Below are 16631 nucleotides of genomic sequence, written 5' to 3' on the forward strand. Positions count from 1 at the left end.
AAGGAAAAAGGAAGCGAAACCCAAGGTGCCGCAGCGGCTAAAGCCGCTGTTCCAGAGTGTGACGCTGACGGGCCGACTGAAGTCGGCCCCTGATACGAACCCGGGCTAAGACAATATCTGTGGTGGGTCTAACTCAATCGGCTCGCGCTTTTGCGGCGTGGCGCGCCCTGTGCGGCGCGATGGCGCTGCTGCTTCTTCCGTTGGCCCTCGGCCAAACTTCAAACCAGCCTCCCGCACAATCGAAGGACACCGCGCCCGCCAAGACAGCGACTCCAGCTTCTTCCTCGGAGACAAAACCCAAAACCAAGCCGGCGCTCTCCGCCGAGAAAAAGGAGCGGCTCGCCGACCAGTTGCTAGACGCGGTGGAGGGCGACAACGTGGCGGCGGTACGCCGGCTGCTGGCGGCCGGCGCCGATCCCGATGCCCGGGACGAGCACGGAGTCACGGCGCTGATGATTGCGGCCGAAAGCTCGGACGCGGAGCCGGCGCGGGCGCTACTCTCAGCGGGCGCGGATGTGAATGCGCGGGACGTGGCCGGATGGACGGCGCTGATGACGGCGGCAGACGGCGGCAGGTTGCCGCTGGTCCAGTTGCTGTTGGAAAAGGGAGCAGACCCGAACGCCGCCGATGAGAACGGCTGGACCGCGCTGGTCACCACCTGCCTGGGCGGGCAGGAGGAGGTGGCGCAGGCGCTGCTGGCAAGGGGCGCCGATCCCGCCGCCCACGACCGCGACGGCACCACGGTGCTGATGTTCGCTTCCGCCGCGGGCGAGACGCGCATCCTCCCGCTCCTGCTGGAGGCGCTGGCCAAGGGCGGGAAGCCGGGGGATAGTAAGTCCAGGGGCGCGAAGTCAGGGAGCGGACTGGCCGCCCGGGACGTGAGCGGGTGGACTGCGCTGCATCACGCCGCGTCGCAGTGGCAGACGGAGGCGGTGCGCATCCTGCTGGCCGCGGGCGCGGAAGTGGACGCCCGCAATACGAGCGGCTGGACGCCGCTGATGCTGGCCGCCGACAACGGGGACGCGGATACCGCAGGCGCGCTGCTGGCGCGGGGCGCCGCCGTCAACGCACGCGCGTCGAGCGGGATGACGGCGCTCATGCTGGCCGCGAACAAGGGCGATGCCGCGACGGTGAAGGCGTTGCTGGCCGCGGGCGCCGATCCCAACCTGGCGGCCCTCGACGGCCGCACCGCCCTGATGGAAGCCGCGGGCGAGGGCAGCCTGGAGGTGGTGCAGGCGCTGCTGGCCAAGGGCGCCAACGTGAACGCGAAAACCGCCGCCGGCCGGACAGCGCTGAAGCGCGCGCTGCGCAGCAAGGACAACGCCGAGGTCGTGGAAGCGCTCAGGCAGGCCGGCGGCAGGTAATGCAGGCATGATTCCGGGCGGGTAACTGGAGAAAGATAATCTGGAGAAAGATAATAAGGAGACGAAGATGGAAAAGCCTTCGAAGGGCTTGTATGCGGGCGGCTGGGGCGCGGGAATCGGATTGGGGCTGTTGCTGATTCTGATTGGGTTCGCGGCCATCGCCGGGGGCAGGGGGCGGGACGCGGATGCGGGCGCGGCCTTCATCCTGCTGGCCTACATCCCCATCCTGTTCGCGGCGGTCTTGATGCTGGTGCTGGTCTACAAGATGTGGGCCGCCATCCAGGATGGCCAGGTGCGGACCACGCCGGGCAAAGCCATCGGGTTCCTGTTCATCCCGTTCTACAATTTTTACTGGGTCTTCCAGGTTTTCCCTGGATTCGCCGACGACTACAACGCCTACGCGGCGCGGCACTCGCTGAACGTTCCGCGGCTGGAGCGAGGCATCTTTCTCGCGTACTGCATCTTGACGCTGTGCGGCATCGTGCCCATCCTGGGAATGCTGTGCGTGCTGGTGAACTTCGTGATCGCGCTCATGATGATCTTGCGCGTCTGCGACGCGGTGAACGCGCTGGCCGATGCGCCGCGTCCGCCGGCCGCAGCGCCCATGGGCTAGGCCGGGCACGAGAGCCGTACGCGGCGCGCGCTGCCAGTGGTACCATTCGGCCATGGCGCGCCGGAAAAAAGCGGAGCCCAAGCGAGCCCGGAGCGGTGCCGGAACCGAGCTGGTGCTGATCACCGGCATGAGCGGGTCGGGGAAAGCCTCGGTGCTCAAGGCCTTCGAGGACCTGGACTACTACTGCGTGGATAACCTGCCGGTGGGGTTGATCCCGCGCTTCGCGGAGATGGCGCGCGCTTCCACCGACATTCAGCGCACCGCGTTAGTGGTAGACGTGCGCGAGGGCCAGAACTTCAGCCGCCTCCCCGGCCTGCTGAAGTCGGTCAAAAAAACGCTCAACACCACGGTCATCTTCCTGGAGGCGAGCGACGAGGCGCTGCTGCGCCGATTTAGCGAGACGCGGCGACCGCATCCCCTGGGACGCGCGCTGCCGCTGAAGGAGGGCATCCGGGCCGAGCGCCGCCGGTTGCGCCCCATCCGCGCCCTGGCCGACATGGTGGTGGACACCTCGCGCTTCAACGTCCACGAGCTGCGCGCCTACGTCACGGAAAAATTCCAGCGCGAATCCGCGGATAAGCACATCCGCATTTCCTGTGTGAGCTTCGGCTACCGCCACGGCGTCCCCCAGGACGCGGACCTGGTCTTCGACGTTCGCTTTCTGCCTAACCCACACTTCGTCCCCAAGCTCCGCAACTACACCGGACGCCACCCCAAGGTGGCCCAGTACGTCCGGTCGTTTCCCCAGACGCGGGAGTTCATCCACCGCATCTCCGAACTGCTGGTGTACCTGATGCCGCACTACATCCGCGAAGGGAAGAGCTACCTGACCATCGGCTTCGGCTGCACCGGGGGCCAGCACCGCTCGGTGATGATCGCCGAGGACGTGCGCCGGAGTCTGGCCAAGGCGGGATATGAGGCCAAAGTGATTCATCGAGACCTGCCACGGTGAACTCCTAGTCCGTCAGTTAGGAGCGAAATCCCCGGCGATTCCATTAGAATGTGGGCCTGTTGACGACTGCGTCAATCCCGCCTTTGCGGGCCGAGACCGGGGGCCCATGCGCCAGCTAGGCCGCCTGCTGCGCTACGCAAGACCGTACTGGCTGTACCTGGGGGCCTCGGTGGTCCTGATGGCGCTGGTGGGCGCGCTGGACGCCTTTCGGCTGCTGCTGATCGGGCCCATGCTCGACCGGGTGCTGAACCCTCCTTCCGGGTCGGAGAACATCGTGCTGTTCAAGGTTCCCGGCGGGGGGGCAGCCATCTACTTGCAGCAATTCGTTCCCTCGCATTTTCACAACGCCTGGACGGTGGTTGCCTTCGCTCTGGTGGCCTCGACGGCTCTCAAGGGCGTTTGCGATTACCTGGGCACCTATCTGGTGAACTACGCGGGGTTCGGACTGATCACCGACCTGCGGAACCACATCTACGATGCGGTCCTGAAGCGCTCGGTGGCGTTCTTTCAGAAGCACACGACGGGCACGCTGCTCTCGACCATCATCAACGACATCGAGAAGGTACAGTTCGCCATGTCCACGGTGTTGGGGGAATTCCTGCAGCAGTTCTTCATCCTGCTGTTTACCGCCGGGGTGGTGGTTCTGCTGGGGCGGCGGCTGGCCTGGGTGCTGCTGTTGTTCATCCCGTTCATTTTCCTTTCGGCGCTACGCATCGGGAGGCGGGTGCGCACGACCACGCGCCGGGGACAGGACAAGCTGGCGGACGTTCAGAACATCCTGCATGAGACCATCACCGGCAACCGCATCGTGAAGGCGTTCAGCACGGAGCTTTGGGAGAGCCTGCGCTTCCGCGGGGCGGCGAGGAAACTGTTTCGGGCGAACCTCCGCTCCGTGCTGGCGTTCGCGCTGACCGGCCCGGTGATGGACCTGGTGGGCGCGGTGGCCATCGCCCTGCTGCTGCTGCTGGGCCGTGATCACATCAAGACGGGGTACTTCTCCGCCGGCATCTTCGTGGCGTTCATCGTGGCCGTGTTCAAGCTCTACGACCCGGTGCGCAAATTCGCCATCTATAACAACAACTTCCAGCAGGCCCTGGGCGCTTCGGCGGCCATCTTCCAATTCCTCGATGAAGAGGACGAAGTCCGGGAAAAGCCCGGCGCGGCCAGGCTGCCAGCGTTCCGCCAGGCGGTGCGCTTCGAGAATGTGGGCTTCTCCTACGGAGGCAATGGCGACGAACGAGGTATCCTGCGGGACGTCACCTTGGAGGTGCAGCGCGGGGAGGTGGTGGCCATCGTGGGCTCGAGCGGCGCGGGCAAGAGCACGCTGGTGCACCTGATCCCGCGCTTCTTCGACGTCTCGAGCGGCAGCCTGAAGCTGGACGGCCACGATGTGCGCGAGGTCACGCTGGCCTCGCTGCGGGCGCAGGTGGGCATCGTCACCCAGGAGACCATCCTGTTCAACGACACGGTGCGCAATAACATCGCTTACGGGCAGCCGCATGTCGCGCTGGCGCAAGTGGAAGCCGCGGCGCGGGCGGCGCTGGCCCATGACTTCATCTCCTCTCTGCCCGAGGGCTATGACACGGTGATCGGCGAGCGCGGGCTGCGCCTCTCCGGAGGCGAGCGCCAGCGCATCGCCATTGCCCGGGCGCTGCTGAAGAACGCTCCCATCCTGATCCTGGACGAGGCCACCTCGGCCCTGGACTCGGAGTCGGAGGCGCTGGTGCAGCCCGCCCTCGGCAACCTGATGCAGGGGCGCACGGTGTTGGTGATCGCCCACCGGCTCTCCACCGTGCGCCGCGCGGACCGCATCGTGGTGCTGGAGAATGGGACCATCACCGATGTCGGAACGCACGACGACTTGATGGGGCGCGACGGCGCCTACCGCCGCCTCTATGACTTGCAGTTCGTGGACGCCGACGCTCCCAAGGTGGCCGCCCCATGAAGACTCCCATCCGCTCCATGACCGGATACGCGCAGGTGAAGAGCGCGGCGGGCGAGCCCGGCGGCTTCACGCTCTCGCTGAAGTCGGTGAACCATCGCTTCCTGGACCTGCATCTGCGGCTGCCGGCGGAGTGCGACGCTTTGGAGATGAAGCTGCGGCGCGCGCTCAAGGAACGGCTCATGCGCGGACATGTGGAGCTGACGCTTTCTCTGGAGCGGGGCGGCGCCGCCCCGCTGAGCGTCAACAAAGAGTTCGTCGGCGCCTACATCAACGCCTACCAGATTGCGGCCATGCAGTTCGACGTCAAGGCTGAGCCGGACCTGAACGCCATCCTGAAGCTGCCGGGAGCGCTGACGGCGGCTCCGGCGGTGGCCGACGACAACTTCGGATCCGCGGTGCTGGCCGCGCTAGCGGAGGCCGTGGCGCAGCTCAACCAGATGCGCGAGGCCGAAGGCAAGGAGATTGCGCGCGATCTGCGCGAACGCGCCGAGCGGCTGAGCGAAGCCGTGGCGCAGGTGGAGAAGCTGCGGGCGGCGGTGACCCCTGCCTACATGAAGAAGATCGAGTCGCGCATGCAGGAGCTGTTGGGAGCGAAGGTGGAGCACGACCGTCTGCTGCAGGAGGCGGCGCTGTTGGCCGAGCGCAGCGACGTGGAAGAAGAGATCGTGCGCTTGCGCGCCCACCTGCGACACTTCCTGGGGCTGCTCGACTCGGGCGGCGAGGCCGGCAAGAAGCTGGACTTTCTGCTGCAGGAGATGAACCGCGAGGCCAACACGCTTTCCGCCAAGACCAGCGGCCTAGCGGGCGAGGGGCTGCTGATCACGGAGCTGGGCCTGGCCATGAAGGCGGAGATCGAAAAACTGCGCGAGCAGGTGCAGAACGTCGAATGAAGCCCACGGTGTTCATCATCTCGGCGCCCTCGGGATCGGGCAAGACGACGCTGGCCAACCTGCTGCGCGAGCAGGTGCCGGGACTGCTGTTCTCGGTCTCCTACACCACGCGCAAGCAGCGGGGGAACGAGCAGGACGGGCGCGAGTACTACTTCGTGGCGCGCGAGGAGTTCGAGAAGATGCTGGCCGAGGACGAATTCCTGGAGCACGCCGAGGTGCATGGAAACTTCTACGGCACGCCGCGACGCTTCCTGCGCGAGGCGGAGGAGCGCGGCCAGGACCTGCTGCTGGACATCGACGTGCAGGGCGAGGAGCAGATCAAGGCGAAGCTGCCGCAGGCCGTGGCCGTTTTCGTGCTGCCTCCGTCCAAGCAAGTGCTGGAGAAGCGGCTGCGCGACCGGAGCTACGCAGAGAAGATGCTGGAGGCTACCTTGCAGAGACGGCTGCTGGCCGCGGCGCGCGAGGTTGAGAAATACCCCAACTACGACTATATTCTGGTGAACGACCATCTGGACCGATCCATCGAGCAGTTGAAGGCCATCGTGCTGAGCGAGCGCATGCGGCGCTCGGGCCGGGAGCTTTCCGCCGAGGATCAGCGGACGGTCGCCATCGCAGAGGAATGCCGCCAGGAGAGGATGAGCAAGCAATTGCAACCCATCCTGGCATCCTTCGCTCTCTCCGCCGCACCCAGCGGCAGCCCTTCGAGGTAACAACGATGAAGCTGATGGACGGATTCGACAGCAACTACCGCTACATCCTGGTGGCGGCGCGGCGCGCGCGGCAGCTCCAGGGCGGCGCCCGGCCGCTGGTGGACACGCACTCGCGCAAGCCTTGCAGGATCGCTCAGGACGAGGTGCAGGCGGGCAAGGTGCCCTACATCATCGGCGAGACCAAGCCCGCGGCCGTTGCGGTCAGCGAGATGATCGACCAGGCACTGGGCAAACGCTGACGCGGATGAACCATTGAGTCATTGGGTCATTGAGTCATTGAAACCCAATTCACTTTCAATGGCTCAACGGCCCGATGACCCAATCCCTCCTGGCAGTCCAAGGTTTACAATCAACTGTATGAAAGTGGCCCTCGGCGTGTGCGGCGGGATTGCGGCCTACAAGGCGGCGGAGTTGGTGCGCCTGTTGCAGGAGCGCGGCGTGCGGGTGCAGGTGGTGATGACGCGCTCGGCGCAGGAGTTCGTCCGCCCGCTGACCTTTGCCGCCCTTTCCGGCGAGAAGGTGATCACCGACCTGTTCGCGAGCGGCGCGGAAGCGCCCAACCTCGAGTCCGCAGTCGAGCACATCGCCGTGGCCCAGTCCATTGACGCCCTGCTGGTGGCCCCGGCCACTGCCGACACCCTGGCCAAGTTCGCCAACGGCCTGGCCGACGATTTCCTTTCGACACTTTTTCTCGCGACCACCGCGCCCGTGGTGGTGGCTCCGGCCATGAACGTCAACATGTGGGAGCATCCCGCTACGCAGGAGAACCTGAAGAAGCTGCGCGAGCGCGGGGTGCACGTGGTGGAGCCGGAAGCAGGCTACCTCGCCTGCGGGATGCTGGGCCCGGGGCGGCTGGCCGCGAACGAAGCCATTGTGGCCGCGACCCTGGAGGCGCTGGGCGCGGCGCAGGACCTGGCGGGCGAAACCGTGCTGATCACCGCCGGACCGACGCGCGAGCCGGTGGACCCGGTGCGGTATCTCGGCAATCGCTCGAGTGGCAAGATGGGATACGCGCTGGCGGAAGCGGCGCTGCGCCGCGGCGCGCGCGTGATTCTGGTGAGCGGGCCCACCAGCCTTCAGCCGCCGGGCGCGGCGGAGACGATTCCGGTCGAAACCGCCGAGCAGATGCGCCAAGTGGTGCTGGCGCGCTTCCTCGACGCTTCGGTTGTCATCAAAGCGGCGGCGGTCGCCGACTACCGTCCGAAAGAAGCCGCGGGGCGGAAGATCAAGCGACGCGAGAAGCTGGTGCTGGAACTCGAGCCCACGGCCGACATCCTGGCGGAGCTGGGTGCGAAGAAGACAACGCAGATCTTGGTGGGCTTCGCCGCCGAGACGGAAGACGCGATGCGGAACGCCAGGGAGAAGCTCGAAGCCAAGTCCGCCGACGCCATCGTGGTCAACGATGTCTCGCAGCCGGGGATCGGCTTCGACTCTGACCGTAACGCGGTCACCATCGTGACGCCCTCGGGGACCGTCGAAGTCCCAGAGACCACGAAGTGGGAGGTGGCGCACCGGGTGCTGGACGCCGTGGTGCGCATCCGGCAGGAGCGCTCCCAGCCCGCCGCGGCCGGGCCGGGCCGCAAGGCATGAGCCGCCCGCTCGACCCCCAGACCAAGCAGGCGATCGCTACCCGCATCCGCTACTACCAGGAGCTGGGGATCCATGACTTCTACCGGCGCGGGGCAGCGCCCGCTTCGCAGCCGGAGGCCGCGCCGGTGGCGGCAGCGCCAGTGGCGGCGCAGGCGGCGCAGCTTTCCATCCTTGAAGCCGCGGCCGGTCCCTTGCCGGAGAGCGCCATCCACGACCGCAAGCAGGCGCTGGCGGTCATCCGCGAAGACCTGGGAGAGTGCACGCGCTGCGGGCTGCACCAGAACCGCACGAACATCGTCTTCGGCACAGGGAATCACGAAGCCGAGCTGATGTTCGTGGGCGAGGGTCCGGGCGCCGACGAAGACGCGCAGGGCCTGCCCTTCGTGGGGCGCGCCGGGCAACTGCTGAACAGCATGATCGCGGCCATGGGACTGGCGCGCGAGGACGTGTACATCGCCAACGTAGTGAAGTGCCGCCCGCCGGGCAACCGCACTCCGGAGCGGGACGAGTGTGACACCTGCTCTCCCTTCCTGCTGCGGCAGATCGCCGCCATCCAGCCCAAGGTGATCGTCGCCCTGGGCGCGGTGGCTGCCAAGAATCTGCTCGGCATGAACGAGTCCATGGCCAAGCTGCGCGGGCGCTGGTACGACTTCCGCGGCACGCGTCTGGCCGTGACCTACCATCCCGCGTTCCTGCTGCGCGATCCCCGGCAGAAAAAAGAGACGTGGAAAGACCTGCAGATGGTGATGGAATACCTGGGTCTGCAAGCGCCAAAGAAATAGAACCGGACCTCCCGCCGCCGGGATAATCTCTTCCTGATGCCTGAGTTCTGCGACGTCGCGCTGCCGGTCCCGCTGGAGACCGTCTTCACCTACCGCCTAGGCTCAGCCACACCGGTGCGGGGCGCGCGCGTGCTGGTCCCCTTCCGCACCCTGCGCTTGGCGGGCGTTGTCACGGCGCTGCACGACCGCGCGCCTAAGGTCGCCGCAAAAAATATCCTCAGCGTTTTGGACGACGAGCCGGCGCTCGATGACGGGCTGATGAAGCTGGGCGAATGGATCTCGCAGTACTACCTGGCGCCGCTGGGCGAGGTGTACCGCACCATGCTGCCGCTGGCGGCGGAGGTGCGGCGTGCGCGCGCGTACTGCATCACCGCGGCCGGGCAAGAAGCGCTCTACCGGTCGGCCGAGGGTGGTTCCTCGCTGCGCTCGCGACGCACCCCGGCGGAGCAGATGACCGAATACTCCGTCCTCGACTACCTGAACGGGCGCGATGGAGCGCGGGAAGCCGGCGTGCGCGCCGCGACGAAAGCCTCGCGGCGGCTGCTGGAGGGCATGGTCCGCAAGAAATGGATCGCGCGGGAGGACACAGCCGCGACGCGCGACGCGCGCCCGCAGCGTCGGATCGCGTTGTTGCGGGAGGTGACAGGCAAGCTCAACGCCAACCAGAAGGTGCTGGTGGAAACACTGGCGGCGAGTGGCGGTCGGCTGCCGGTGGAGGTGCTCTCCGGGCTCGAACTCCCGAAGAGCACGCTGGCGGGTCTGGTGCGTCGCAAGTTGGTGGAGATTGTGGAAGAAGAAGCGCCGTTCTCAATCTCCGGGATGGCGCTGCGGCCCGAAGACTTCTCGCTGAGCGCGGAGCAGCGGGCGGTGCTCGCACACATTGACGCCGCTGTCGCTTCGAAGAAGTTTTCGGTCTCGCTGATCCACGGAGTGACTGGGTCGGGGAAGACGGCGGTATACCTGGCGGCCATGCAGGCGGTGCTGGACGCAGGGCGCTCGGCCATCCTGCTGGTGCCGGAGATCGGGTTGACGCCGGCGGCCGCGGCGCGATTGCAGGCGACCTTCGGCGAGCAGGCGGCCATCCTGCACTCCGGGCTGACGGCGGGGGAGCGCGCCGGGCAGTGGCACCGCATCCGGCGGGGCGAGGCGCGCATCGTGGTGGGGACGCGCTCGGCGGTGTTCGCGCCGGTGGCGAACCTGGCGCTGATCGTGGTGGACGAGGAGCAGGACCCTTCCTACAAACAGGAGGAGACGCCGCGCTACCACGGGCGGGACGTGGCTATCATGCGCGCCAAGCACGCCGGGGCGGCGGTGGTGCTGGGCTCGGCCACGCCGGCGCTCGAATCCTTTTACAACGGGCAGCGCGGCAAGTACGCGCTGCTGGAGTTGCGCGAGCGGGTGGAGCAGCGTCCGCTGCCCGAGGTGGAGGTGGTGGACATGCGCGCCGAGTTCCGCGAGACGGGCGAAGACCAGCTCTTCTCGCGCAAGCTGGTGGCGGAGATCCGCGAGCGGCTGGAGCGCGGCGAGCAGGCCATGATCCTGCTCAACCGCCGCGGATACTCGCCGGTGGTGCTCTGCCGGGCCTGTGGGGAGACGGTGCAGTGCCAGAACTGCGCCATCGCGCTCACCCACCACAAGGGACGCAACCGTCTGCTCTGCCACTACTGCGGATACCAGCAGGCGGTGCCGGAGACCTGTCCCAAGTGCGGCAGCGAGTACGTGCAGTTTCTGGGGACCGGGTCGGAGAAGCTGGAGGAGCGCATCCACGGGGCCTTCCCGCAGGCACGGGTGGGGCGGCTGGACCGGGATACGGTGCGCGCCCGCGGCGACTTTGAGCGCGTGCTGAACGCCCTCGACGCGGGCGAACTCGATCTACTGGTGGGCACGCAGATGATCGCCAAGGGACACGACATCCACGGCGTGACGCTGGTGGGAGTGGTGGGAGCCGACTTCGCACTGGGCTTCCCTGACTTCCGCGCCGCCGAGCGCACCTTTCAGTTGCTCACCCAGGTGGCGGGCCGTGCCGGCCGCGGGACCATGCCGGGGCGGGTCGTCCTGCAGACGTATTATCCCGAGCACTACGCCATCCAGTTTGCCGCGCGGCACGACTACGCCGGCTTCTACGAGAAAGAGTTGCGCTACCGGAAGTGGATGCACTATCCGCCGTTCACGGCAGTGGCCAACCTGCTGATCCGCAGCGAGAAGCTGGAGGAGGCGCTGGGCTACGCCGGGGCGATCGGGCGCTGGTTCGAGAAGCGTCGCGCGCCGGGGCTGCGGGTGCTGGGGCCGTCGGCCGCGCCGCTGACGCGCCTGAAGCGCGACTACCGCTACCACTTCGTCCTCAAGTCGGAGAGCCGCGAGCGGCTGAACGCCACGCTGCGTGCGCTGCAGCAGAGGCTGGCGGAGCAGAAGATCCCGGCGCGCAACGTGGTGGTGGATGTGGACGCGCTGTCGCTGCTGTGAGCGGTCAGCGCAACCCGTGGCCCACCACGGGCGCGGGCATGAAGGTGAGCAGCAGAATCACCAGACCCAGCACAGCCAGCAGCAGGCGTCCGCGAGAGAGTCCGGGGAAGGGCGGGACCGGGGGATGGCGCACGCCGGTCACCAGCAGGATGGCGGCCCAGAGCAGCCAGCCTTGCCACAGGAATCCCAAAGGCAAGAGGACCAATGCGGTACCGCGGGTCCACCAGCGGTGGGCGCGGGGCCAGAGCGCATAGACGATGTGGCCGCCGTCGAGTTGGCCTCCGGGCAAGAGGTTGAGCGCCGTGGCCAGCATCCCCACCCAGGCCGCCATGGCTACCGGATGAAGGTGTAGGGCGTCGAGAGAGGCCGGAACCATCCCCAGCGACGCCATGGCCCAGTGGACAAGGTGGAAGATCAGGGGATGTCCGAATTGGATCTCCGAGGGCGGCATGGCCGGAGGCATGGGCTGAGAGAGGAGAAAGGCCACGACCAGTGCGCCGACGGCCACGACGAATCCGGCGATGGGCCCGGCGATGCCGATGTCGAAGAGCGCGGCGCGGGTGCGGATGGGCGAGCGGATGCGGATGAACGCTCCCAGGGTCCCGATAGGGGTGGGGATGGGGAGGAAGTAGGGAAGCGTGGCGTACACCCGATTGCGCAGGCAGTAGAGGAAGTGTCCCATCTCGTGGGTGAGCAGGATGAGCAGGAGCGTGGCGGAGAAGGGAATGCCGAGCAGCAGGCGCTGGGGCTGCTCGACCACCCAGGGGAGAGGGAAGAAGTCGTCGTCGACGGAAAACGCGGGCAGGTTGTGATCGAAGGTGTATTGCAGGCGGGCGCCGCCGACCAGGGTGGTGAAGACGGTGGCCAGGAGAAGCAGGGCGTGCAGCCAGTAGCGCCGCTTGGGCGGCGGCAGGACCAGGACCTCGAAGGGGCGAAAATATTCGTAGGTGGAAGAAAGCGGCGGTGTGGGCTCTGACATCGGCTACGGGACGGCCCCGGGCGCTAGGCGCTATTCAATGGACTGCAGCTCTTTGCCGGGCTTGAAGCGGACCGCCTTCCCCGGAGGGATGTTGACCTCGGCACCGGTGCGGGGATTGCGCCCGATGCCGGTCTTGCGGGGGCGGACGTTGAAGACGCCGAAGCCGCGGAGCTCGATGCGATCGCCCTTGGCCAGCGCCTTCTTCATGCTATCGAAAACCGTCTCCACCGCCAGCTCGGCCTTGGTCTTGGTGATGCCCGTTTTGTTGACCACTTCGTTGATGATGTCGAGCTTGATCACAGACGGATTCTCCCGGAGCGGGCGCAGCCGAAGGGGTGGCGGCTGGAAGCCAGCGTCAAGACGCGGATGCTAAAGGACATAGCAGGCATTGTCAACGACGGTCTTCACGCTTAAGATGGCCGCGCCCTTTCTTTCATCGGAAGCCCGCTGGGGGCGGGCCCGTTTCCCCAAGGAGAGCTATGTCCATCAAGAGTGACCGTTGGATCCGCAAAATGGCGCAGGAGCACGACATGATCAACCCCTTCGCGGAGAAACAGGTGCGCAACGGAGTGGTCTCCTACGGGCTTTCCTCCTACGGATACGACTTGCGGGTAGCGGACGAGTTCAAGATCTTTACCAACGTGAACTCCAGCCTGATCGATCCCAAGAACTTCGACGAGCGGTCGTTCGTGACCCTGCAGTCGGAGTGCGCCATCATCCCGCCCAACTCGTTCGCGCTGGCGCGCTCGGTGGAGTACTTCAAGATCCCGCGCGACGTGCTGACGGTGTGCGTGGGCAAATCCACCTACGCGCGCTGCGGCATCATCGTGAACGTGACACCCTTCGAGCCCGAGTGGGAGGGCTTCGTGACGCTGGAGATCTCGAACACCAGCCCGCTGCCCGCCAAGATCTACGCCAACGAGGGCATGTGCCAGATCCTGTTCTTCCAGTCCGACGAGATATGCGAGACCAGTTATAAGGACAAGAAAGGGAAGTATCAGGCGCAGACGGGGATCGTGCTGCCGCGGCTGTAACGGCCGGGCTACTTGCCGTTGCCGGCGGCTTCAGAAGCCTTGAAGATGTACTTGATGTTGGGCTTGTAGATAAGTAGGTTGGGCAGGCCGTCGCTCCGGTTCACCTTCAGGCAGCGCTTGTCATACCACTCGATGATCCCGTGGATCTCTTCCCCGTCCTTGAGCACCACCACCATCGGGGTCTTCGACTGCATCTGCTTCTGGTAGTAGAAGTTCTCGGCGTGGGTCTGCTCCGGAGGAGGGGTCTTGCGGGGGCCCGCGGAGCGTTCCCGCCTCTCGCCGGCCTCGCCGCGCGTGTGCTCGGAACGGCTCAGGGACGGGCGGATCAGCTTGCGGTTGGAGAATCCTTCCGACTCGGAGTCTCCGGTGACAACGGAATCAACGGCATCTTTCATGATGGTTCCTGAGTTCGGTCCCCAGAGAGACAGCCACACTGATGGAGATACTCGAATCGGTTTCCTGGCTGAGACCTGGGGAAGCTGGGGTTTAAGTCTGAAAAATTGCCCATACCGTACCACAGGGCGCTGGAGGTGGCAATCCCGGAAGCTGGTGCCCGGAAAGCCGCGGAGGAAAACGGGTTGCGCGGGAGTTCGACGCACGATCCCCGGCTGGGCTAGTTCGGGGGCGGTACACCTGGTAACTCTCCGGGTACCCGTCTTCCCGGAATGGGCCCCCGGGTTGGGGGCTTTTTTTTGCTTTGGTTTTGGGGCTGGCGTTTTGTCCCGGGAAATGTTATTACTTCTCGTCACAAAAGGCGGTGAACAAGGAACTTAGGGGTGTGAAGCGCCGCCGGTAACGTCGAAACAGGTGTCCGAAGAAACTCCTCGAGGCGCAAACGGGGAGCAAGGTTCGCGCGCGAGAGTAATTGGTTTTGGACTATGAAAGCTGAGAATCCGCTAGGGGCCCGGAGGCTTACGATGAGCAGGACGATGCAGTGGTTGGTGCTGACGTGCGGGCTGCTGTTGATGGCGGCGCCAGTGTTCGCGGCAACGCAGAACGCGATGCTGTACGGGACGGTGTACGACGCGGCCGGGAATCCCATGGCGGGCGCGACCGTGATCCTGGAGAACCCTGCCTTGGGGTTCACGCGCACCACGACCACGGGCTCGGATGGGTCCTACAACTTCGCCGAGGTGCCTCCGGCGGAAGGGTACCGGGTGACGGCGGCCAAGGGTGGGACGAAGCTGGACATCCGGGCGGGGATCACGGTGAACGTGGGCGACGAGCGGGTGATCCTGCCGCCGCTGAAGGAGCAGGCGGCGACGGCGGCGGCGCCAGTGGTGGAGAAGAAAGCGGAGGCGTCAGCCGTCACCAACGAGATGGTGAGCTCGACGGTGAGCGGCGTGATCACCGGGGACCAGTTGCGTTCGCTTCCGTTATACAACCGGAACTTCCTGGCTCTCGGCCTGCTGACGCCCAACACCCACGACACGGAAGCCAATTCCGAGTTGCTGGGCGCCTCTTTCAGCGTTTCCGGCAACCGGCCCAACCAGAACAATTTCTTGCTCGATGGTTCGGACAACGTGGCCTCCAGCAGCAACCAGGCCGTGCCCTTTCAGGTGAACGACTCGGTGCAGGAGTTCCGCCTCATCTCCTCCAATGCCAGCGCGGAGTATGGGCGCAACGCGGGCGGCACGGTCAACGTGGTCACCCGGCGCGGCGGCAATGGCTTCCATGGCAGCGTCTTCGGCTACTGGGGCAACGACGTGTTGAACGCCGACAATCCGCTCTCCGTCTACAACGGCAGCACCTTCGACAGCGCCGCGGCCTACGCCGGCCCGACCAGTACGACGATTGTGGGACCCTTGGTTCTTAGCGACTTTTCTCCGCTGCGCTACAACAGCTATGTCGCAGTCGCGGAATTTTTAGGCTTCTGCACAGACTCCCTGTCCGCTTTTACCGGCGTTGCCGGCACCGTGGCCTGCACCTCCGGTGGCACGGGCGGAACCGGCAAGAACACTCGCTTCGACCCGGCGGCCGTCCTGGCGGCCAACAACCGCTTCAAGCCGAGCTTCGACTCCAAGCAGTTCGGCGTTAATGCGGGCGGCCCGCTGGTCAAGGACAAAGTGTTCTGGTTCCTCAGCTACGAGGGCACGCTCATTAAAAACCCCAATCCCATCTTCGAACGCGTGCCTACGAGGTTCGACAAGACGTACGATCCCTTCGCGACCGGGAACTTCAATTTCCCGGTGACGGGTGGCCAGCAGGACTATCCGCTTGGTGCCTGTACCAGTGTCACCGCTGCCTGTGGCAGCGCGCGTGGCATCCTGTCACTCTTCCCGAACTCCAACGTGGTGGGTGTGCCGGGGGTGCTGGAGTTCTTCCGGGGCCAAGCGCCGAACTTCACCCACGTCCACAACGGACTGGCGCGCGTGGACATCATGAAGTCGGCGGCCAACAACTTCACCATCCGCTACGTGGCGCAGGGATTAAACCAATTACACGACGACACGCTACCGGTGCAGCCCAACTACCCGGGCAACGGCGCCTTCCGCGGCGCCCTGAACCAGAACATCAACGCCACCTGGAGCCACACCTTTTCCACCACGCTCATCAACGAGGTGCGGTTTGCAATCAGCCGCTTCAACGTGAGTGAGAGCGCCCAGGACGCCAGCTTCGATGCCACGACCCTTGGCCTCACGCCCAACATCTATCCTGCGGCTAGCAATTTCCCCAATCGCGGGTTGTCGACCATCCTGCTCAACGGCATGGACGCGCAGTACAGCGGTGCGACCCCGGGGACCGATGGCGCTTACTGTAGTTGGTTCGAGTATTTTGCTGTCGGGCCCTGCCAGGCTCCCACGCTTGACTACCTGTTCCCGTATGCTCGCCTGGGCGCCCCGCTCAATGCTCCGAGCTCGCGGCGGGATGACACCTGGACGCTGGCCGACAGCGTCTCCTGGTCACATGGCAAGCACGGGATAAAGTTCGGGGTGGAATACCGCAACCTGAACAACCACAACTTCGACGGCGCCTGGCAGCGCGGCTTGGTGTACTCCTCGGACATCGGGGAGTTCACCAGCGACAGCAGCATCAGCTGCAATCAGGTCTGCCCCGGCGGTTTTTCGGAGTCCTTTCGATTCCCGACCTTCGACTTTGCCCAGAGCCAGACTAAGCCGTATAACATCCGGCTGCACTCCTGGGCGTTCGCCGGGTACATGCAGGACACCTGGCGGATCAGTCCGCGCTTTACGGTGAACCTGGGATTGCGCTACCAGTACCTCTCCGTGCCTGAGGAGAGAAACGACCAGCTCTGGAACTACGACCCTGTGGCCAATGGCCTGGTACGGGTGGGCCATGCGGGCGTAC

The 16631-nt window shown here is 65.7% G+C and carries 15 protein-coding genes; 12 read left to right on the forward strand and 3 right to left on the reverse strand.

The features are described 5' to 3' along the window. The first annotated feature begins 179 nt into the window (after positions 1-179). The 10 genes from VGQ94_02380 to priA all read left to right on the forward strand — a co-directional run bounded on the left by VGQ94_02380 (position 180) and on the right by priA (position 11309). A complete protein-coding gene (locus VGQ94_02380) occupies positions 180-1364 on the forward strand; it encodes an ankyrin repeat domain-containing protein (protein ID HEV2021350.1) in 1185 nt (394 codons plus the stop codon). Positions 1365-1431: 67 nt separating this feature from the next. Further along, positions 1432-1977, forward strand: coding sequence for a hypothetical protein (locus VGQ94_02385; GenBank protein ID HEV2021351.1), 546 nt, complete (start codon positions 1432-1434; stop codon positions 1975-1977). A gap of 52 nt (positions 1978-2029) precedes the next feature. Beyond that, positions 2030-2929 (forward strand): RNase adapter RapZ, encoded by a 900-nt coding sequence (gene rapZ, locus VGQ94_02390; protein HEV2021352.1) that lies wholly within the window; start codon positions 2030-2032, stop codon positions 2927-2929. A 106-nt stretch (positions 2930-3035) separates the two neighbouring features. After that, positions 3036-4874 carry an ABC transporter ATP-binding protein gene (locus tag VGQ94_02395; GenBank protein ID HEV2021353.1) on the forward strand — a complete coding sequence of 613 codons (1839 nt, stop codon included), beginning with the start codon at positions 3036-3038 and terminating at the stop codon, positions 4872-4874. Beyond that, positions 4871-5764 carry a YicC/YloC family endoribonuclease gene (locus VGQ94_02400; protein ID HEV2021354.1) on the forward strand — a complete coding sequence of 298 codons (894 nt, stop codon included), beginning with the start codon at positions 4871-4873 and terminating at the stop codon, positions 5762-5764. Before VGQ94_02395 ends, VGQ94_02400 begins: the two co-directional genes overlap by 4 nt. Beyond that, positions 5761-6474 carry a guanylate kinase gene (gmk, locus tag VGQ94_02405; protein HEV2021355.1) on the forward strand — a complete coding sequence of 238 codons (714 nt, stop codon included), beginning with the start codon at positions 5761-5763 and terminating at the stop codon, positions 6472-6474. The genes VGQ94_02400 and gmk overlap by 4 nt, the downstream gene beginning before the upstream one ends. Before the next feature lie 5 nt (positions 6475-6479). Beyond that, a complete protein-coding gene (gene rpoZ / locus VGQ94_02410) occupies positions 6480-6713 on the forward strand; it encodes a DNA-directed RNA polymerase subunit omega (GenBank protein HEV2021356.1) in 234 nt (77 codons plus the stop codon). Positions 6714-6831: 118 nt separating this feature from the next. Further along, complete coding sequence (coaBC, locus tag VGQ94_02415; GenBank protein HEV2021357.1) at positions 6832-8064, forward strand: bifunctional phosphopantothenoylcysteine decarboxylase/phosphopantothenate--cysteine ligase CoaBC; 1233 nt, start codon at positions 6832-6834, stop codon at positions 8062-8064. Next, on the forward strand, positions 8061-8846 hold the full coding sequence (locus VGQ94_02420) for a uracil-DNA glycosylase (GenBank protein HEV2021358.1): 786 nt from the start codon (positions 8061-8063) through the stop codon (positions 8844-8846). Before coaBC ends, VGQ94_02420 begins: the two co-directional genes overlap by 4 nt. 36 nt (positions 8847-8882) lie before the next feature. Further along, positions 8883-11309: a primosomal protein N' gene (gene priA, locus VGQ94_02425; protein ID HEV2021359.1), complete on the forward strand. Its 2427-nt coding sequence runs from the start codon at positions 8883-8885 to the stop codon at positions 11307-11309. A gap of 4 nt (positions 11310-11313) precedes the next feature. Here the strand turns inward: priA and VGQ94_02430 are convergent, their stop codons facing one another. Both VGQ94_02430 and VGQ94_02435 read right to left on the reverse strand, forming a co-directional pair. After that, complete coding sequence (locus VGQ94_02430) at positions 11314-12288, reverse strand: site-2 protease family protein (protein HEV2021360.1); 975 nt, start codon at positions 12286-12288, stop codon at positions 11314-11316. Between the two features lie 30 nt (positions 12289-12318). Next, positions 12319-12588, reverse strand: a complete 270-nt coding sequence (locus VGQ94_02435; protein ID HEV2021361.1) for an HU family DNA-binding protein — start codon at positions 12586-12588, stop codon at positions 12319-12321. 179 nt (positions 12589-12767) lie between these two features. On the opposite strand from VGQ94_02435, the gene dcd reads away from it, so the two are divergent. Then, positions 12768-13322, forward strand: coding sequence for a dCTP deaminase (gene dcd / locus VGQ94_02440; protein HEV2021362.1), 555 nt, complete (start codon positions 12768-12770; stop codon positions 13320-13322). A gap of 8 nt (positions 13323-13330) precedes the next feature. On the opposite strand, the gene VGQ94_02445 is transcribed toward dcd, so the two are convergent. Next, the gene (locus VGQ94_02445; GenBank protein HEV2021363.1) at positions 13331-13717 is read right to left on the reverse strand and encodes a hypothetical protein; all 387 of its coding nucleotides are present in this window, start codon (positions 13715-13717) and stop codon (positions 13331-13333) included. Between the two features lie 534 nt (positions 13718-14251). Here VGQ94_02445 and VGQ94_02450 point away from each other — a divergent pair. Further along, the coding region (locus VGQ94_02450; protein ID HEV2021364.1) for a TonB-dependent receptor at positions 14252-16631 on the forward strand (2380 nt) is incomplete at its 3' end.

This window comes from Terriglobales bacterium (assembly GCA_035937135.1).
Lineage (GTDB): Bacteria > Acidobacteriota > Terriglobia > Terriglobales > Acidobacteriaceae > DASYVL01.